This is a genomic window from Streptomyces sp. NPDC093591 (genome assembly GCF_044764885.1).
Classification (GTDB): domain Bacteria; phylum Actinomycetota; class Actinomycetes; order Streptomycetales; family Streptomycetaceae; genus Streptomyces.
This window is the reverse complement of the sequence record NZ_JBIWIY010000025.1, coordinates 116,181-135,162: the sequence shown is the minus strand read 5'-3', so window position 1 is coordinate 135,162 and position 18,982 is coordinate 116,181. Positions and strand designations below refer to the sequence as shown.

The window sequence follows — 18,982 nt, the reverse complement described above, 5'->3', positions numbered from 1 at the left end:
GGAGACGGGCCGTTCGCCGATGTCAGGCCGTCTGCCGTGCCGCGGCCCGGCCCGCCGCGCGGCCCGAGAAGAGGCAGCCGCCGAGGAACGTGCCCTCCAGGGCGTTGTACCCGTGGACGCCGCCACCGCCGAAGCCGGCGACCTCGCCGGCCGCGTACAGGCCGTCGATGGGGGTCCCGTCGGCTGCGAGCGCGCGGGAGTCGAGGTCGGTCTGGATGCCACCGAGGGTCTTGCGGGTCAGGATGTGCAGCTTGACGCCGATGAGGGGACCGGCCGCCGGGTCGAGGATGCGGTGCGGGGTGGCGACCCGGCCGAGGCGGTCGCCGATGTAGCGGCGGGCGTTGCGGATGCCCTGGACCTGGGCGTCCTTGCTGTAGGGGTTGGCGATCTGGAGGTCGCGGGCCTCGATCTGACGCCGGATGGTCTCGGCGTCGAGAAGCGGCTTGTCCGTCAACTGGTTCATCTTCTCGACCAGTTGCTCCAGGTTCGGGGCGGTCACGAAGTCCGCGCCGTTGCGCAGGAACGCCGCCACCGGCCCCGGAGCGCCCTTGCCGAGCACCCGCTCCTTCAGGAACCCGGCGCGGTCCTTGGCGGTGATGTCGGGGTTCTGCTCGGAGCCCGACAGCGCGAACTCCTTCTCGATGATCTTCTGGCTGAGGATGAACCAGGAGTGGTCGTGGCCGGCGATGTCCGCGTCGGTGCGCAGGTGCTTGAGAGTGCTCAGGGTGTCGTAGCCGGGCAGACACGGGTCGGGCAGGCGGCGGCCGAGGGCGTCGAACCACATCGAGGACGGTCCGGGCAGGATGCGGATGCCGTGGCCGGGCCAGATCGGGTCCCAGTTCTGCAGGCCCTCGGTGTAGTGCCACATACGGTCGCGGTTGACCAGCCGTACGCCCGCCTCCGCGCTGATGTCGAGCATCCGCCCGTCGACGTAGGCGGGGACGCCGGTGACCATCTCGGTGGGCGGGGTGCCGAGCCGCTCGGGCCAGTAGCGGCGGACGATGTCGTGGTTGGCGCCGATGCCGCCGGTGGTGACGACGACGGCCTGGGCGGTCAGTTCGAACTCGCCGGCGCGGTCGCGGTTGGAGGCGACGCCCCGGGGCGAGCGGTCCTCGGCCAGGACCGTGCCGCGCACACCGCGCGCGGAGCCGTCCTCGATGACCAGCTCGTCGACCTGGTGCCGGTGGTAGAAGGTGAGGAGGCCGTCGCGCGCGGCCTGCTTGGCGTACCGGACGAACGGCTCCACCACGCCCGTGCCGGTGCCCCAGGCGATGTGGAACCGGGGCACGGAGTTGCCGTGGCCGTCGGCGCGCAGGTCGCCGCGCTCCGCCCAGCCCACGGTGGGCAGGAACTTGATGCCGTGTCCGTCCAGCCAGGCCCGCTTCTCGCCGGCCGCGAACTCGACGTACGCGCGTGCCCAGCGCACCGCCCAGGAGTCCTCGTCGTCCGTCCGGTCGAACTGGGCGCTGCCCCGCCAGTCGTTCCACGCCAGATCGAGGGAGTCCTTGATGCCCAGGCGCCGCTGCTCCGGGGAGTCGACGAGGAAGAGCCCGCCGAAGGACCAGAAGGCCTGGCCGCCCAGGTTGGCGGCGTTCTCCTGGTCGACCAGCGCGACCCTCCTGCCGCGGCTGGTGAGCTCGTGCGCGGCGACCAGGCCCGCGAGCCCCGCTCCGACGACGATGACGTCGGCATCCATGGCGACCGTCCCTTCCCTCATACGGTGGTGTCGCTGCCGTCCGTGAGCAGCGCGGTGAGCAGTTGCTTCAGCCAGACCCGGGCGCGCTCGACGTCCCGGTCCAGCAGGAGTTGGACGGTGACTCCGTCGTAGGCGGCGACCACGGCGTGGGCGGCCCCCTCGACGTCACCGAGCACGGCGGGCAGTTCGGTGTGCCCACGCGCGCGTGACAGCCGTTCGGCGATCGCGCGCCTGAGTCGCGCCCGGTGTTCGAGCAGCGTCCGGGCGACCTCGGGCGCGCGGGCGGCGTACACCAGGAAGTCGGTCTTGACCAGGAGCCAGTCCCGGTCGAGGAGCAGCACTTCGGTGACGCGGTCGACCGCCTCCGGTACGTCGAGAGCAGGTCCGTCGAGGGCGAGGGCGCCGGAGACCTGGTCCGCGATCAGGTCGGCGCGCTGCTGGTAGAGGGCGAAGAACAGCTCGTCCAGGCTGTCGAAGTTGGAGTAGAAGGCGCCCCGGCTGTAACCGGCGGCCTCGCAGACCTCCTCGATCGACACCCTCCCGAATCCCTTGGCGGCGAACACCGCGAACGCGGCGTCGAGGAGATTGGCGCGCGTGCGGACGCGGCGCTTGGTGACGCGCCCGGTCGTGCCCTCCACCGCCATGTCCGATCCTCCGTTCGATACAGGAATGTATCCGATACATCGATGTATCGAAAGAGCCGACCTCGACCACGACTTCAATGGGAACGCATTTTCGATTCCGGAGTACGCTGGATCCATGACCCCGCACCTCCAGGGCTCCCTCTTCGACCAGACCGACCGGCTCCGGCTCGGCTCCCTCGACGGTGTCCGCCGTACCGAGCTCGGCTTCGGCGCCTGGATCGACGTACTGCCCGGATGGCTCGGCGGCTCCGACGCCCTGTTCGAAGAGCTGGCCGCCGAGGTGCCGTGGCGTGCGGAGCGACGCAAGATGTACGACCACGTCGTCGACGTACCGCGCCTGCTCGCCTTCTACGGCGCGGACGACGAGCTGCCCCATCCCGTGCTGGAGGAGGCGCGCGAGGCGCTCACCGCGCACTACGCCGACGAGCTGGGCGAGCCGTTCGCCACGGCCGGGCTGTGCTACTACCGCGACGGCCGGGACAGCGTGGCCTGGCACGGCGACCGGATCGGGCGGGGCGCCCGCGAGGACACGATGGTCGCCATCCTCTCCGTGGGCGCGCCGCGCGATCTGCTGCTGCGGCCGATGCGGGGCGGCGGCGAGACGGTGCGCCGTCCGCTGGGGCACGGCGACCTGATCGTGATGGGCGGCTCCTGCCAGCGGACCTGGGAGCACTCGGTACCGAAGAGCACGCGCGCCACGGGACCGCGCATCAGCGTCCAGTTCCGTCCGCACGGCGTGCACTGAGGCGTCAGGGGGCGGCCGCTTCGGGTGCACGCGGGGGCTGCCTCCGGCGGACGGTGCCGGAGGCAGCCCTTCCTCTGGGCGAAGTCCCGCCGCGCCCCCACACTGGTCCGGGTGAGCGCCGAGACGCAGGCACCGGCCACGGCTCCCCGGCGCGGCGAGCTGGACGCGCTGCGGATCTTCGTCGTCCTCGGGCTGGTCTTCTTCCACTCCGCCCTCGTCTTCTCGCCGGACGACGACTTCTACGTGAAGAACGCGGAGACGACCGGCGCGATCACCGTGCTCGCCGGGTTCGGCGTCGTGTGGGCGATGCCCATGCTGTTCCTCGTCGCCGGGCTGGGCTCCCGGTACTCGGTCCGCCGCCGTGGCCCGTCCCGTTTCGCCCGGGAGCGCCTCATGCGCCTGGGCGTTCCGCTGGTCTTCGCGACGCTCGTCCTGTGCCCGCTCCCCCAGTGGCTGCGGCTGCGGGCCGCCGACCCCGGCCATGACGAGTCGTACTGGCGTTTCTGGCCGCGCTTCCTCACCGTCCGCCCGGACGCGGCCGACTTCCCCTTCGTCCTCGAAGGGGAGCACTTCGAGACCGGCCATCTGTGGTTCGTCGTCCTGCTTCTCACCTTCAGCCTGCTCCTCGCCCCGGTGGCGACGCGGCTCGCGGCCTGGAGGGAGCCCGTCGGACAGGCGGTGGCGCGGCGCCCGGCCCTGCTCCTCCTGCCCGCCCTGCCGCTCGCCGCGATCAACTCGCTCCTGGGCATGGAGGAAGGCTTCGCGGGCTGGAACCGCTGGGCCTACCTGGTGTTCTTCCTCTTCGGTCACGTCCTCGCCGACGACGCACGCGTGCGTGCCGCGCTGCGTCGGCTCGCCGTACCGGTGGGCGTGTTCGGGGTCGTCCTGTTCGCGGGGACCGCGCCCGGGTTCCTTGCCCTGGACGACCCGTTCACCGAGCGCGGCCCGCTCGCGCTGGTGACCAGGGCGGTGTTCGGGGCTGCGGGCTGGTGCTGGGTCGTGGCGATCCTGGGGCTGCTGGACCGGCCGCGCGAGGATCGGCCGGGTGAACGGCGGCCGCCGTCGCGCGCGATGGTGTATCTCGGGGTCGCCGCCCTGCCGCTGTACGTCCTGCACCAGCCTGTCGTGGTCGCCTTCGCGTACGGCGTGGTGGGATGGCCGGCGCCGATCGTGGTCGAGTACGCCGTGATCGTGACCGGTTCGCTGGCGGTGATCCTCGCGGTGTACGAGTGCCTGGTGCGCAGGACCCGCGTGACGAGATTCCTGTTCGGGATGCGCACCGACCCGCCGGTCACACCGCCCTCGTGATCTGCTTTGCTGTCTCCGTCGGGCACGGACCTCACCACGCGGGACGATCATGCGGGCAGATGTGCAGCAAGTCGCGGACGGCACCTATCTGGTGCACGGCAGCAACACCAACTGGGTGATCCTGACGGAGGGGGACGCGGTCACGCTGATCGACACCGGCTACCCCGGGGACCGGGCCCTGCTCCTCGCCTCGCTCGCTGAGGTGGGGAGTGCGCCGGAGGCCGTCACGGCCGTACTGATCACGCACGCGCACACGGACCACCTGGGCAACGCCGAGTACCTGCGCACCACCCACGGCACGCCCATATACCTCCACGAGGCCGAACTGCCGCACGCCCGCCGGGAGTTCCTGCACCAGGTCGACGTCGGCACCGTCCTGAAGAACGGCTGGCGGCCCGGTGTCCTGCCCTGGGCCATCCACGCGATCCGCTCCGGCGGCACCGCGCACGTCCCGGTCACCGCCCCCGAGCCGTTCCCGTCGGACGGCGTCGCGCCGGACGGCACGCTCGACCTGCCGGGCCGTCCCGTACCGGTGCACACGCCCGGCCACACCGGCGGCCACTGCGCCTACCACCTGCCCGATGCCGGTGTGGTGATCGCCGGCGACGCCCTGGTCAGCGGGCACCCCACCTCGCGGATCAAGGGACCGCAGCTGCTGCCCGACATGTTCCACCACGAGCGTGCTCGGGCCGTGGCCTCGCTGGACGTGTTCGAAGGCCTCAAGGGCGACGTACTGCTGCCCGGGCACGGGCCCGTGCACCGTGGGCCGGTGCGAGAAGCCGCTCTTCAGGCGCGGGAGCGGGCACTTTAGGGTGAGGTGACGATCACCGGCGAGGCGAGGACGAACGGCCCATGGCACTGCAGATCAGCGCGACGAATCCGGAGCACCCCGCGCTCCTGCTGGAGCTGCCCTGGCATCTGCCCCTGGAGCAGTGGCCGGAGGAGGTCCTGGTCCCGCTGCCGCGCGGTATCTCTCGCCACGTCGTGCGGTACGCCCGGGCCGGCGACGAGGTGATCGCGGTCAAGGAGCTCGCCGAGCGTCCGGCGCTGCGCGAGTACGAGCTGCTGCGCGACCTGGACCGGATCGGCATCCCGTCGGTGGATCCGCTGGCCGTGGTCACCGGCCGCACCGACAGCGCCGGCGGCCCGCTGGAGTCGGTGCTGGTCACCCGGCATCTGGGCGGCTCGCAGCCGTACCGCTCGATGTTCGAGACGACGATGCGTCCGGCGACCATGCACCGGCTGATGGACGCGCTGGCCGTACTGCTGGTCCGCCTCCACCTCGCCGGGTTCGCGTGGGGCGACTGCTCGCTGTCCAACACGCTGTTCCGGCGGGACGCGGGCGCCTACGCCGCGTACCTGGTGGACGCGGAGACGGGGGATCTGCACCCGCAGCTGAGCACCGGCCAGCGCGAATACGACCTGGACCTCGCCCGGGTCAACATCAGCGGCGAGCTGCTGGACCTGGAGGCGTCCGGGGCACTGCACCCGTCGGTCGACCCGATCGAATTCGGCACGGAGATCTGCGCCCGCTACCAGAGCCTGTGGCAGGAGCTGACCCGCACCTCGGTCTACCCGGCGGGCAAGTACCACTACATAGAGCGCCGCATACGCCGCCTGAACGACCTCGGTTTCGACGTGGCCGAGATGCAGATCGAGCACGCCACGAACGGCGACACGGTCACCTTCGTGCCGAAGGTCGTCGACGCCGGCCACCACCAGCGTCAGCTGCTGCGCCTGACGGGCCTGGACACCGAGGAGAACCAGGCCCGCCGGCTCCTGAACGACCTGGAGAGCTGGATGGCCACCCAGGACGACTACGCCCCGGGCGACCCGCTCGGCGCCCGCCCGGAGGTCCTCGCCCATCGCTGGGTGCGGGACGTGTTCCGCCCCACCGTGCGGGCCGTGCCGCTGGAACTGCGCGGTTCCATGGACCCGGCCGAGATCTACCACGAGTTGCTCGAACACCGCTGGTACCTGTCCGAGCGGGCGCAGCACGACATCGGCTGGGACACGGTGGTCGAGGACTACATCAGGAACATCCTGCCCACGGCCCGGGAGACGCTGCAGCCGACCGACTCGAGCGACTGACTCAGGCGGGCGGTACGACCGCGACCGGGCAGTCCGCGTGGTGCAGCACGCCGTGCGCCACCGACCCGATCCGGGCGCCGACAGCCGTACGGTGGGCGCGGCGGCCGACGACCATCAGCTGGGTCCGTCCGGCGACCGACAGCAGGACCTGCCCGGCGCTGCCCATCTCCACGTGCTCGACCACGGGGACGTCCGGGAAGCGCTCCCGCCACGGCCGCAGCGCCTCGCCCAACGCCTTCTTCTCGAACGGCTCCAGCCCTCCGGCCTCGTCGAGGAGCTTGAGGGAGGCCGGGCTGTAGGCGAACAGCGGCGGCAGGGTCCAGGCCCGTACGGCGCGCACGGTCGCGCCGCGCGCCGCGGCCGTCTCGAACGCGAACCGCAGCGCGGCGGCGCTGTCCTCCGCGTCGCCGTGCTGCCCCACGACGATCTCGCGCCCCGCGGCCTCGGCGGACGCCTGGTCCCCGGCTCGTACGAGGACGACCGGAGTCTTGGCCTCGGCGATGACCTGCTGTCCGACGGAGCCCAGCAGGAACCCGACGACCGCGCCGTGGCCGCGCGATCCCAGCACCAGCATCTCGGCGTCGGCCGCCGCGGCGACCAGCGTCTCGACGGGCCCGCCGTCGAGGACGTCCGTGGTCACCTCGAGGCCCGGATGCCGTTCGGTGACGGTTCGGGCGGCTTCCGCCAGTCCCTCCCGCACCCACTGGGCCTGGGTGTCCGGGTCCCCCGCGTCGATCGCGTCCTGCAGCTGGTACCGCCAGGCGTGCACCACCCGCAGCGCGAGTCCCCGCCGGACCGCCTCCCTCGCCGCCCAAGCCAGTGCGGCGAGGCCCTCCTCCGATCCGTCCACCCCTGCCGTGATCGGGCGCGTCATTCCGGCTGCCTCCTTGTGTCGTGGTCACGTCCTTCGGGCCCAGTCTTCACTACGCTGCGCCCATGGCCTTGGACTGGGAGCAAGTGAACGTGGACGCAGCCGACCCGGCGGCGTTGGGACGCTGGTGGGCCGAGGCACTCGGCTGGGTCGTGGTGAACGATTCGGCCGACGAGTACGAGATCCGGCCCGAGCAGGACCGGCTGCCGGGCCTGCTCTTCGGCCGGGTCCCGGAGGGCAAGACCATCAAGAACCGCCTCCACCTCGACTTCCGCCCCGACGACCAGGCCACGGAGGTCACCCGCCTCCTCACCCTCGGCGCCCGCCACGCGAACGTCGGCCAGACCGGCGAGGAACCGTGGGTGACACTGGCGGATCCCGAGGGCAACGAGTTCTGTGTACTGGGGCCGCGAGGCGGCTGAACCCCTCAGATCACGGCGTGTCACGCAGACTCAGCAGCCACTGAGTCTCTCGGACCACGAAGTCGGCGCAGGCGTCCACCGTGTTGTCGTGTTCAGCCACGTCGCGGCTCTCGCCGTCGAAGAAGCCGACCTCCAACCCGTCCAGGTACGGCGTCGGCCTCGTCCGTCTGTCGTACGAGTAGACCTGCCAAGCGTCGATCAGCTCGGGAGAGCGACGGAGGCGCTCGGCCACCTGCCGAGCCAAGTCCGCCGAGTCCAGGTGAGGCGGATCGATCTCTGTGATCAGCTGCCGGATGCTCTTGGAACCGGCCTTGTAGTCACGCGGGAGGTTGAGAAGCTGATCGATCCAGCCGTCGGCACCATGCATGACGACAGTATGCCGACCGCATACCTGAGCGAAGCCCGACGGTCGAACATACGATGGCTCAAAGTCGACGCGACGGACGCGCCCCCGGGCGCGATCGCCGTGCCGAGAGCGACCCTCGGGGTGGGAGACGTATGGCACAGGCCGCCGACGCAGTGCGGGCCGTCATTCTGACCGTGGACGACGACCCGGGGGTGTCCCGTGCGGTCGCCCGCGATCTGCGGCGGCGCTACGGTGCGTCGCACCGGATCGTGCGGGCGGAGTCCGGCGAGTCCGCGCTCGAGGCGCTGCGGGAACTGAAGCTGCGCGGTGATCTCGTGGCCGTGATCCTGGCCGACTACCGCATGCCGCAGATGAACGGCATCGAGTTCCTCGAACAGGCGCTGGACGTGTATCCGGGGGCGCGCCGGGTGCTGCTGACCGCCTACGCCGACACGAACGCGGCGATCGACGCGATCAACGTCGTAGATCTTGACCACTACCTGCTCAAGCCGTGGGATCCGCCCGAGGAGAAGCTCTATCCGGTCGTGGACGACCTGCTGGAGGCGTGGCGGCGCAGCGACTACCGGCCGGTGCCCAGCACCAAGGTGGTCGGACACCGCTGGTCGGCGCGCTCCTCGGCGGTGCGGGAGTTCCTGGCCCGCAACCAGGTGCCGTACCGCTGGTACTCCGCCGACGAGCCGGAGGGGCAGCGGCTGCTGGCCGCGGCCGGGGAGGACGGGCAGCGGCTGCCGTTGGTGATCACGCCGGAGGGGACGCCGCTCGTGGCGCCCGAGGCACCGGAGCTGGCCGCGCAGGTCGGGCTGGCCACGACACCGACGGCCGACTTCTACGACCTCGTCGTCATCGGCGGCGGCCCGGCCGGGCTGGGCGCGGCCGTGTACGGGGCGTCGGAGGGCCTGCGGACCGTGCTGGTGGAGCGGTCGGCGACCGGCGGGCAGGCCGGGCAGAGCTCCCGGATCGAGAACTACCTCGGCTTCCCGGACGGCGTGTCGGGGGCGCAGCTCACCGACCGGGCCCGGCGGCAGGCGGCGAAGTTCGGCGCCGAGATCCTCACCGCGCGCGAGGTGACGGCACTGGAGGCCGGCGGCGCCGCCCGGATCGTACGGTTCTCCGACGGCTCGGCGGTCGCCGCGCACAGCGTGATCCTGGCGACCGGCGTGACCTACCGGCAGCTGGCGGCGCCCGGCTGCGCGGACCTGACCGGCTGCGGGGTGTTCTACGGGTCGGCGCTGACGGAGGCGCCGTCCTGCCAGGGCCAGGACGTGTACATCGTCGGCGGCGCCAACTCCGCGGGGCAGGCGGCGATGTATCTGTCGCGGGGCGCCAAGTCGGTGACGCTGCTGGTGCGCGGGTCGTCGCTGTCGGCGTCCATGTCGCACTACCTGATCCAGCAGATCGACGAGGCGCCGAACATCTCGGTACGCACCGGCACGGAGGTCGAGGCCGCGCACGGCTCCGACCACCTGGAGCAGCTGACCCTGCGCGACGTGGAGACCGGGAAGACCGAACTCGTCGACGCCCAGTGGATGTTCGTGTTCATCGGCGCGGCCCCGCTGACCGACTGGCTGGGCGAGACGGTGCTGCGGGACGAGCGCGGGTTCATCCTGGCCGGGCCCGACCTGACGTCCGACGGGCGGCCGCCGGCCGGCTGGGAGCTGGACCGGCCGCCGTACCACCTGGAGACCAACATCCCCGGCGTGTTCGTGGCGGGCGACGCGCGCGCCGAGTCGGCCAAGCGCGTCGCGTCCGCGGTCGGAGAGGGAGCCATGGCCGTGATGCTCGTCCACCGGTATCTGGAGCAGTCATGAACGGGCAGTCGATGCCGTGCAGCCCGGCGGAGATCGGGTCGCTGTTCCTGTTCGAGAAGCTCACCCCCGAGCAGCTCGGCCGACTGTGCAGCGAGGGCCGGGTGGAGCTGTTCCAGCCCGGTCCCGTGTACGCCGAGGGCGATCCCGCGACCTGCTTCTACGTGATGGTCGAGGGCACCGTCGTGCTGTCCCGACGGGTCGGCGGGGACGATGTGGAGGTCACCCGGACCTCCCAGCGCGGGGTGTACTCCGGGGCCTGGCAGGCCTATCTCGGGGACCGGGTGCCGCAGGTCTACAACAGCTCGATGCGGGTCACCGAGCCGACGCGGTTCTTCGTGCTGCCCGCCGAGACCTTCGCGGCCGTGATCCAGGACTGGTTCCCGATGGCCCTGCATCTGCTGGAAGGCCTCTTCTTCGGCCAGAAGAGCACCCAGTCGGCCATCAACCAACGCGAACGGCTGCTGGCGCTCGGCTCGTTGTCCGCCGGACTCACCCACGAGCTCAACAACCCCGCGGCGGCGGCCGTACGGGCGACCGCGACGCTGCGGGAGCGGGTGGCGAAGATGCGGCACAAGCTCGCCCTCATCACACAGGGGTCCTACTCCCCCGAGGTCATCGCCAACCTCGTCGACATCCAGGAGCGCACCGCCGAACGCGTCGCCAAGGCACCGACGTTGAGCCCCTTGGAGGCGTCCGACCGGGAGGACGAACTCACCGACTGGCTGGACGACCACGGCATCCAGGAGGGCTGGCGGATCGCACCCACCTTCGTGCAGGCCGGTCTGGACGCGGACTGGCTGGACCGGATCGCGGCGGCCGTGGACGAGGAGATCCTGCCGAGCGCGATCGGATGGCTCAACTACACCGTCGAGACCGAGCTGTTGATGGACGAGATCAACGACTCCACCAACCGCATCTCCCACCTCGTCGACGCCGCCAAGCAGTACTCCCAGCTCGACCGCGCCCCCTTCCGGAACGCCGACGTGCACGAACTCCTCGACAGCACCCTGCTGATGCTGTCGGGCAAGATCGGCCGGCGGATCAAGGTCGTCAAGGAGTACGACCGTACGCTGCCGAAGATCCCGGCGTACCCGGCGGAGCTCAACCAGGTGTGGACGAACCTGATCGACAACGCGGTCTCCGCCATCAACGGCGCGGGCGGCGAAGGCACGTTGACCGTGCGGACGGCGCCGGATCACGACCGGCTGCTGGTGGAGTTCCGGGACACGGGGACCGGGATTCCGCCGGAGCACCGGGGGCGGATCTTCGATCCCTTCTTCACGACGAAGCCGGTGGGTGAGGGCACCGGGCTCGGCCTCGACATCTCCTGGCGGATCGTGGTCAACAAGCACCACGGCAGCATCCAGGTGGAGTCGCAGCCGGGTGACACGCGCTTTCAGGTACTGCTGCCACTCACATCGGTCGAGGAGGAGTCTGTATGACCGGCGACCAAGGAATCGACCCGAGCGTTCCGCCGAGCGGGAGCGGGTGTGTCGAGTGCGATGCGGTCGGGGGGTGGTGGTTCCATCTGCGGCGGTGTGCGCAGTGCGGGCATGTGGGGTGTTGTGACAGTTCGCCCGCGAAGCATGCGACGGGGCATTTTCGGGACACCGGGCACCCGTTCGTGCAGAGCTTCGAGCCGGGTGAGGAGTGGTTCTGGAACTACGCCACGGACGAGTTGTACGAGTCCGGGCCGGAGTTGGCGCCGCCGGTGAGTCGTCCTGCGGATCAGCCTGCGCCGGGGCCTGCGGGGCGGGTGCCGGATGATTGGGCGAAGACGTTGCGTGCCTGATCGCTCGGGGGTAGGTCGGCAGACGCGCTGTCAGTGGTGAGTGACAGGATGTGTTCGTGTCGCAGACCTCATTCAGTACGGCGATCATCGGGCGGGAAGACGAGCTTGACCGGCTGTCCGGTGTGCTGGAGCGTGCCCGGGGTGGTGAGAGCCGGGCCGTGTTGGTCGCCGGGGATGCCGGGGTGGGCAAGACTCGGGTCCTGGACGAGGTGGCGGGGCGGGCTGCCGCGGACGGGATGATCGTCCTGACCGGCCACTGTGTCGATCTCGGGGATGTCGGGCTGCCGTATCTGCCGTTCACCGAGGTGCTGGGCGTGGTCGCCGGTGAGGAGCGGTTCGCGGAGGTGCTCGCCGCGCATCCCGTGGTCGAGGGGCTGCTGGGTGGCGGCACGGACGCCGTAAGGGACCGGCTGCGGTTGTTCGAGGGCATCGCGGGGTTGCTGGCCGACCTCGCGGACGTCGCGCCGGTGCTGCTCGTACTGGAGGACCTCCACTGGGCCGACCAGTCGTCCCGGGATCTGCTGCGGTTCCTGCTCAGCCGCGGGATTCTGCAGCGGCCCGCGGGTGGGGCGCCCCGGCACCGGCTGGCGGTGCTCGCGTCGTACCGCGCGGACGATCTGCATCGACGCCATCCGCTGCGGCCGCTGCTGGCCGAGTTGGTGCGGCTGCCCGCCGTCGAGCGGCTCGAACTGCGGCCGATGGCCGACGCCGAGGTGGCCCGTCTGGTGCGGGCCGTGCAGGAGCGGCCGCTGCCGGACGGCACGGTCCGGCGGATCGTCGAGCGGGCCGAGGGCAACGCCTTCTACGCCGAGGAACTGGTCGCGGCCACGGACACGGAGGTCGACGGCGTGCCCAGCGGGCTGGCCGACGTACTCCTCATACGGTTCGAGCAGCTGTCCGACACCGCCCAGCAGGTGCTGCGTACGGCCGCCGTCGCGGGGCGCCGCGTCGAGCACGCGCTGCTGCGGGGCGCCGTGGGCATCCCGGAGGAGGAGCTGGAGGCGGCGCTGCGGGAGGCGATCGGGCGGCAGTTGCTCGTGGCCGGGGACGGCGACACGTACACGTTCCGGCACGCGCTCGCGCGTGAGGCGGTGTACGCCGATCTGCTGCCCGGTGAACGGGCCCGCCTGCACGGCGCGTTCGCCCGGCTGCTCACCGGACGCGGCCGTCCCGCCGAGACGGCCGCGGAGCGCGCTCACCACTACCGTGAGAGCCACGACCTGGCCGAGGCGCTGGCCGCCTCGCTGGAGGCCGCCGAGCACGCGCACGGCGTCGGTGCTCCCGCCGAGGAACTCCGGCATCTGGAGACCGCCCTGGACCTGTGGTCGTCGGTGGAGCCGTCGGCACGGCCCTCGGGCGAGTGCCACGACCGGGTGATGCTCACGCTGCGGGCGTCGGCGGCGGCCGCGCACGCCGGGGAGGCGCACCGCGCGGTCTCCCTCACCCGCTCCGCGCTCGCGGGCGTCGGCCAGGACACGGACACCGAGCTCGCCGCCCGGGTCCGCTACACCCTTGCGGGCAATCTGATCAGCGTGGACAGCCTGACGGCGGCCTTCACCTACAGCAGCGAGGCGCTCGCCCTGATCCCCGCCGAGCCTCCGTCGCGGACGTGGACGTGGGCGGCGGCCACGCATGTCCTGGCGGCACGCCAGGTCGGGGAGAACGAGACGGCGTTGCGGGTCGGCCGCGAGGCCCTGCGCACAGCCGAGACATTGCAGGTGACGGATGCCCAGGCCGACCTGCTCATGTCTCTGACCGGACTCGAAGGGGGCAGCCGCAGCACGCCGGAGGGCCGGGAACGGATGCGCCGGGCCCGGGACTTGGCGCGGCACGCCGGCAACGCGCCGGTGGAGATGCGCGCACTGTTCAACCTCGCCATCGGCTGCTACGAGTCCGGTGATCTCCAGGAGTGTCTGGACTGGCTGACGGAGGGGCTGGACCGGGCCCGGCGTGCCGGATTGCTCTCCTCCTTGTATCCGCTGGCGATGCGGTATCTGCGGCTGCTGGTGCTGTACACGCTGGGCCGCTGGGACGAGTGCCTGAGCGCGGCCGCGGCCGACAGCGAGGTGCTGCCCGCGACGGGCGGATACGCGGCCGGTCCGGTGCTGTACGTCGCTCTCGCACGCGGCGACCTCTCGGCCGCCGAGCAGGCCCGCGCCCTGCTGGAGGGGCCCTTCGACTGGATGGGCACGCTCGTCGCGGGCATCGCGCTCACCGACGCCGCCGCGCTGCGCGGTGACGCGGAGGCCGCGGTGGAGCAGGTGCGGTCCACGGTCGCGGCCCTGACCGACGATGCGGGGACGCTGCCCGACGCCACGGTCCGGCTCGCCGCCCTCGCGCTGGCCGCGGTCGCCGACCGTGCCGCCGAGTCGCGCCTGACCGGCGACGAGGCGGGAGTGCGCCGCTGGACGGCCACGGCGGCCGAGCTGGTCGAACTGGCCCGGGCGAGTGCCGTGCACGGCGAGCAGGGCACGTCGCAGGGCCCGGAGGGGATGGCCTGGCTGGCCCGCGCGGAGGCGGAGTGGGTGCGGGCGGTGTCCGGGCCTGACGTGCGGGCGTGGGCGAAGGCGGTGGCCGCTGCCGACTACGGCGACGAGTACGAGCGGGCGCGGTGCCGACTGCGGTACGCCGAGGCCCTGGTGGCCGCGGACGACCGCGAGGCGGCGGGCACCGAGGCCCGGGCGGCGCGAGAGACGGCGGCACGGCTCGGCGCGACGCTCCTGCTGGAGCGGGTGGACGCCCTGATCCGCCGGGGCCGTCTCGCGGAAGCCCCCACCGACCGCTCCTCACCGCTCACGGCCCGCGAGCAGGAGGTCCTGCTCCTCCTCGCGCTCGGCCGCAGCAACCGGCAGATCGGCGAGGAGCTGTACATCTCCGGCAAGACGGCGAGCGTGCACGTCTCCAACATCCTCGCCAAGCTGGGCGCGGCGAGCCGTACGGAGGCGGTGGCGATCGCCTACCGGGAGGGCCTGATCACCCGCGAGGAGACGGTCGGCTGACTCCCCGTCGTGCACGTCAGCCGGTGGTGTCGCAGTCGAGGGCGGTCAGGTCGACGGCGTCCGCCATCGCCTGCATCCCCTTGTCGTTGGGGTGGATGTGGTCGCCGCCGTCGAGGGCGGGCAGCATGCGTGCGGGGTCGTGGGGGCTGCGCAGGACGCGGTCGAAGTCGGTGACGGCGTCGAACTCGCCGCTGGTGCGGATGAACGCGTTGACCTCCTGGCGTACGGCCTCGGCGGCCGGGTCCCATTCGTGCCAGCCCTTGAACGGCCCCACGGTCGCGGCGACGACGCACTTGCCGGCCGCGTGCGCCCGCTCGACGATCTCGCGGTAGCCCTCGATCAGGTCCTCGGCCGTGGCGCCCGGATGGGCCTTGATGTCGTTCACGCCCTGGAAGAGGAACACGGTCCGCACGCCGGGCTGGGACAGCACGTCCCGCTCCAGCCGGTTCAGCGCGCTTTGGCCGGGGATGTCCGCGAGGACCTTGTTCCCGGCGATTCCCTCGTTGGCCACGCCTTTCACCGCCGTGTCCGCGTGTCGCAGACGGCGGGCCAGGTGGTCGGGCCAGCGGCGGTTCAGGTCGGCGGTGGACTGCCAGCCGTCGGTGACGGAGTCGCCGAGGGCGACCACCGCCCCGGTGCCGGCGGGGGCCCGTACGGAGACGGCGTCGAGGTAGAACCAGGAGCCGGTCGGGATGGTCCAGGAGGCGCCGCTCTCCTCGGCGGTGTGGTCGCCCTGGGTCGCGTACGACGACTGCAGCGCCATCCAGTGCCCGCTGGCCGGGCCTCCCGCGTCCGGGCTGTGCAGACTGACGACGAGGTCGGTCGCGGCGGGCAGCCGGCGGGGCAGCGGATCGCTCCACACGGTGCTGCCCGCGGGCACGGTGACGGTGTGCGCACCGTCGAAGGTCAGGCGCCGGTTGCTGCCCGGCCGCAGTTCGGCGCCCTGCCTCCGGATGCCCGCGTAGACGCTGTCGAAGGTCAGCGGCCGGTCCCCGAAGGCGTTGGAGAGCCGGATCCGCAGGTCGGTCCCGCCGACGCTGGTATGCACGACGAGCCGGTAGCTGCGCCCGGCCACGCCGTTGCCCATGCGGTCGGCGCTCGCCGCCCAGGTGACGACGCCACTGGTGTGGCCGGTCGTCTCGGCGGGCGCGGGAGCGGACTGGCAGCCGGCGACCGTCAACAGGAGGGCGGCGAGCAGGAGTCCGGCCCTCACCGGGCGAAGTCCTTCGGGGTGACCGAGGTTGTCGGGGGCCATCCACTCCTCCGGCCGGCCGCTGCTCGGGCCGACTTGTGGCAGGTACAGCTTGCTGCGCGGTGAGGCGATCGTATCGGCCGGTTCCTGGGCGCCGGAAAGTTGCCCCGCGCCGAGGTGATCGTTCTCGTAGCAGCAGCACATCGACAGAAATGGGAGAAGCCGGATGGTCTCAGCAACGGTGGTCCGAGGTACGGCGGCAGCGGCGGCCCTCGTGTCACTCCTGGCGGTTCCCGCCCACGCAGCCGCGCGGGAACCCGGCGCCACCACGGCCGGCACCTCGGCGCGCGCACTGGCCGAACCGGATGTCGCGGGCGTGTGGAACGTCCTGACCACGGTGCGCCGGCAGGGCGCACCCGGCGCGATGGCGCGCCTCGACGACGGCGACACGATCCGCTGGGCGGCCGTCGGTGTCGCCGACCGGAAGTCCGGGCGGGCCATCAGCAACGCCGACCGGTTCCGCATCGGCAGCGTCACCAAGGTCTTCTCGGCCGTCGTCCTGCTGCAACTGGTCGACGAGCAGAAGCTGAAGCTGGACGCCCCGGTCAACCGCTATCTGCCGGGGCTGCTGCCGGACGACCGCATCACGGTGCGGCATGTGCTGAGCCACCGCAGCGGCCTGCACGACTACACCAACGAGATGTTCGCGCGGACGGTTCCCGGTTTCGAGGCGGTCCGCACCAAGGTGTTCAGCTACCGGCAGCTGGTGAACCGGTCCCTGAGCAAGCCGCGCACCACCGCGCCCGGCGGCGCGTACTCCTACTCGAACACCAACTTCGTGGTCGCCGGCATGCTCATCGAGAAGCTCACCGGTCACTCCGTGCGGACCGAGTACAAGAACCGGCTCATCGACCCGCTGAGGCTGCGCGACACCTTCTACGTCCACCCCGGCACCAAGATCCCCGGCCGGCACACCCGCGGCTATCTCACCCCGGACGCCGCAGGAGCGGCACTCGTCGACTCCACCGAGCAGACGGTGTCCTGGGCGCAGAGCGCGGGAGCGATGATCTCCAGCACGCGGGACCTCAACACGTTCCTGTCGGCGCTGCTCGGCGGCCGGCTGACCTCCCGGGCGCAGCTGGCCCAGATGCAGCGGTGGGTGCCGGCGGGCACCTCGCAGGCGTACGGGCTCGGACTGCGGCGCCGCGATCTGTCGTGCGGGATCTCCGTCTACGGCCACACGGGCGCCGTCCAGGGCTACTACACGTACGCGTTCGCCTCCAAGGACGGCCGGCGCAGCCTCGCCGCGGTCGCCAACACCTCCAACAACGGAACGGTTCTGAACTCCATGCTGGGCACGCTGGAGTCCGCGTTCTGCGGCAAGCCGGCGAAGACGAAGACGCAGCGTCGTTCGGCGCCCGTCGAGCGGCACGAGGACGTCGCGCCGGGGGTCCCCCTCAGCGTGAACCGGAGCTGAGGACGGCCCCCGACCCCAGACCGTCGTCCCGGCGGACGGGAACCCACGAGTTCCGGTGGACGTTTTCCGGACGTCCCCACCGGATCTCGAAGCACCCACCAGGACGGCACGATGAGCGAGTTGGTTCCCGGAGGCAATCTGCCCCTCCCGGGCGGCAGCGTGAGCGTCCGGGTGCCCGGTCCTTTCGACGTGTCCGCGCTCGTCACCGACGACAGCGGAAAGGTCCGGGGCGACGCCGACTTCGTGTTCTACAACCAGCCGTCCGCTCCGGGCGCCCGGCTCCAGGGCGACACCCTGACCGTCGACCCACCGCGACTGCGCCCGGGGGCCACGCGGGTCACGGTGGTCGTCAGCCCCGCCGACCCGGGCACTCCCCTGGGCCGCCTGCCCTCCCCCACGCTCCAGGTCACCGGCCCGGGCGGCCACCCGATCGCCCGGTTCGCCCCGCCGCGTCCACGGCAGGAGACCGTGCTGCTGCTCGCGGAGATCTACCGCCGTGGCGGCGGCTGGAAGCTGCGGGCCCTGGGGCAGGGGTACGCGGACGGGCTGGCGGGGCTCGCGCGCGATTTCGGGGTCGACGTCGTCGAGGACGCGACGCCGTCCCCGGTCCCGTCGCCCCCCGCCCAGAGGTCGCCCCGCACCCCACCCGCGCTCACCGCTCCTCCCCTGCCCGCCACTCCGACCGCGCCGACCGCACGGCCCACGATGCGGACCCTCTCCGCCGTCGCCACCCCGCACGCCCCGTTCGCCGATCGCGACGGCTTCCTGAGCCTGGTCAACTCCGCCCGCGCCGAGAGAGGTTCACCGCCGGTCGCCCTCGACGCCCGCCTGGCCTCCGCCGCCCAGGCCCACGCCTCCGCCATGGCCGCGGCAGGTCGGCTCGGCGTCGAGGGCCGTGACGGCGTCTCCGTGTACCAGCGCATCACCGCCGCCGGGTACGCGTATCTCACGGTGGGCGAGCACCTGGTCTCCGGCCCCCGCACCCCCGCGGAGTTCGTCGCGTACTGCCTGCGCACCGAACAGGCCCGCCGCACCCTGCACGACCCGGCCTTCACCAACGCCGCCCTGGCGTACGTCACCGGCGGCCGCTCGGGCGACACGTTCTGGACGGCGCTGTGGGCCAGACCGCTCACGCCGGGCGACCTGTCCCGTACCGCGGCCGAGGTCGTCGAGCTCACCAACCGGGAGCGGGCGGGGGCCGGACTGCGCGCCCTGGCCGTCGACCTCGTGCTCACCACCGCCGCGCAGGCGCACAGCGCCGACATGGTGGCCCGGGCCTTCTACTCCCACACCTCGCCCGAGGGGGGTCAGCCCTGGGACCGGGCCGCCGCCGCGGGCTCCACACGGCGTTCGATCGGCGAGAACATCGCGTGCGGCCAGCGTTCCCCCGCGGAGGTCGTGGAGGGCTGGATGAACAGCCCGGGCCACCGCGCCAACATCCTCAAGCGCGACTTCACCCACATAGGGATCGGTTTCGCGGGCGGCGGACCGGCGGGGACGTACTGGACGCAGCTCTTCGGCGCCTGACGGGCCCAAGGACGGCGACACGCCGCGATCTGGTCGGAACGGG

Annotated in this window: 16 protein-coding genes; 11 read left to right on the top strand and 5 right to left on the bottom strand. The window is 72.0% G+C overall.

Going from position 1 to position 18,982, the window contains the following annotated elements; translation table 11 throughout:
- Nucleotides 1-22 precede the first annotated feature (22 nt).
- Nucleotides 23-1,696 (bottom strand): FAD-binding dehydrogenase, encoded by a 1,674-nt coding sequence (locus ACIREI_RS41050; RefSeq protein WP_403344675.1) that lies wholly within the window; start codon nt 1,694-1,696, stop codon nt 23-25.
- 17 nt (nt 1,697-1,713) lie between these two features.
- Nucleotides 1,714-2,340, bottom strand: coding sequence for a TetR/AcrR family transcriptional regulator (locus ACIREI_RS41045; protein WP_403344672.1), 627 nt, complete (start codon nt 2,338-2,340; stop codon nt 1,714-1,716).
- A 115-nt stretch (nt 2,341-2,455) separates the two neighbouring features.
- On the opposite strand from ACIREI_RS41045, the gene ACIREI_RS41040 reads away from it, so the two are divergent.
- The 4 genes from ACIREI_RS41040 to ACIREI_RS41025 all read left to right on the top strand — a co-directional run bounded on the left by ACIREI_RS41040 (nt 2,456) and on the right by ACIREI_RS41025 (nt 6,484).
- Entirely contained in the window at nt 2,456-3,085 is a 630-nt protein-coding gene (locus ACIREI_RS41040; protein WP_403344669.1) for an alpha-ketoglutarate-dependent dioxygenase AlkB, read from the top strand.
- A gap of 111 nt (nt 3,086-3,196) precedes the next feature.
- On the top strand, nt 3,197-4,393 hold the full coding sequence (locus ACIREI_RS41035) for an acyltransferase family protein (protein WP_403344666.1): 1,197 nt from the start codon (nt 3,197-3,199) through the stop codon (nt 4,391-4,393).
- Between the two features lie 49 nt (nt 4,394-4,442).
- The gene (locus tag ACIREI_RS41030) at nt 4,443-5,204 is read left to right on the top strand and encodes an MBL fold metallo-hydrolase (protein WP_403344664.1); all 762 of its coding nucleotides are present in this window, start codon (nt 4,443-4,445) and stop codon (nt 5,202-5,204) included.
- A 41-nt stretch (nt 5,205-5,245) separates the two neighbouring features.
- Nucleotides 5,246-6,484: a DUF4032 domain-containing protein gene (locus ACIREI_RS41025; protein WP_403344661.1), complete on the top strand. Its 1,239-nt coding sequence runs from the start codon at nt 5,246-5,248 to the stop codon at nt 6,482-6,484.
- Nucleotide 6,485: 1 nt separating this feature from the next.
- On the opposite strand, the gene ACIREI_RS41020 is transcribed toward ACIREI_RS41025, so the two are convergent.
- Nucleotides 6,486-7,358: a universal stress protein gene (locus ACIREI_RS41020; protein ID WP_403344658.1), complete on the bottom strand. Its 873-nt coding sequence runs from the start codon at nt 7,356-7,358 to the stop codon at nt 6,486-6,488.
- A 62-nt stretch (nt 7,359-7,420) separates the two neighbouring features.
- Between ACIREI_RS41020 and ACIREI_RS41015 the strand changes: the two genes are divergently transcribed.
- Entirely contained in the window at nt 7,421-7,777 is a 357-nt protein-coding gene (locus tag ACIREI_RS41015) for a VOC family protein (protein ID WP_403344655.1), read from the top strand.
- Between the two features lie 10 nt (nt 7,778-7,787).
- On the opposite strand, the gene ACIREI_RS41010 is transcribed toward ACIREI_RS41015, so the two are convergent.
- Entirely contained in the window at nt 7,788-8,144 is a 357-nt protein-coding gene (locus tag ACIREI_RS41010; protein ID WP_403344652.1) for a hypothetical protein, read from the bottom strand.
- A gap of 131 nt (nt 8,145-8,275) precedes the next feature.
- Here ACIREI_RS41010 and ACIREI_RS41005 point away from each other — a divergent pair, with 131 nt between their 5' ends.
- The 4 genes from ACIREI_RS41005 to ACIREI_RS40990 are packed head-to-tail and all read left to right on the top strand — an operon-like array spanning nt 8,276 to nt 14,743.
- Nucleotides 8,276-9,952, top strand: a complete 1,677-nt coding sequence (locus tag ACIREI_RS41005; RefSeq protein ID WP_403344649.1) for an FAD-dependent oxidoreductase — start codon at nt 8,276-8,278, stop codon at nt 9,950-9,952.
- A complete protein-coding gene (locus ACIREI_RS41000) occupies nt 9,949-11,394 on the top strand; it encodes an ATP-binding protein (RefSeq protein ID WP_403344648.1) in 1,446 nt (481 codons plus the stop codon). Before ACIREI_RS41005 ends, ACIREI_RS41000 begins: the two co-directional genes overlap by 4 nt.
- A complete protein-coding gene (locus ACIREI_RS40995; RefSeq protein ID WP_403344645.1) occupies nt 11,391-11,744 on the top strand; it encodes a UBP-type zinc finger domain-containing protein in 354 nt (117 codons plus the stop codon). Before ACIREI_RS41000 ends, ACIREI_RS40995 begins: the two co-directional genes overlap by 4 nt.
- 56 nt (nt 11,745-11,800) lie before the next feature.
- Nucleotides 11,801-14,743 (top strand): AAA family ATPase, encoded by a 2,943-nt coding sequence (locus tag ACIREI_RS40990; RefSeq protein WP_403344643.1) that lies wholly within the window; start codon nt 11,801-11,803, stop codon nt 14,741-14,743.
- A gap of 16 nt (nt 14,744-14,759) precedes the next feature.
- Here the strand turns inward: ACIREI_RS40990 and ACIREI_RS40985 are convergent, their stop codons facing one another.
- Nucleotides 14,760-15,998 carry an SGNH/GDSL hydrolase family protein gene (locus ACIREI_RS40985; protein WP_403344641.1) on the bottom strand — a complete coding sequence of 413 codons (1,239 nt, stop codon included), beginning with the start codon at nt 15,996-15,998 and terminating at the stop codon, nt 14,760-14,762.
- Between the two features lie 163 nt (nt 15,999-16,161).
- Here ACIREI_RS40985 and ACIREI_RS40980 point away from each other — a divergent pair, with 163 nt between their 5' ends.
- Nucleotides 16,162-17,412: a serine hydrolase domain-containing protein gene (locus ACIREI_RS40980; protein ID WP_403344640.1), complete on the top strand. Its 1,251-nt coding sequence runs from the start codon at nt 16,162-16,164 to the stop codon at nt 17,410-17,412.
- Nucleotides 17,413-17,523: 111 nt separating this feature from the next.
- Complete coding sequence (locus ACIREI_RS40975) at nt 17,524-18,939, top strand: CAP domain-containing protein (RefSeq protein ID WP_403344637.1); 1,416 nt, start codon at nt 17,524-17,526, stop codon at nt 18,937-18,939.
- Nucleotides 18,940-18,982: the final 43 nt, after the last annotated feature.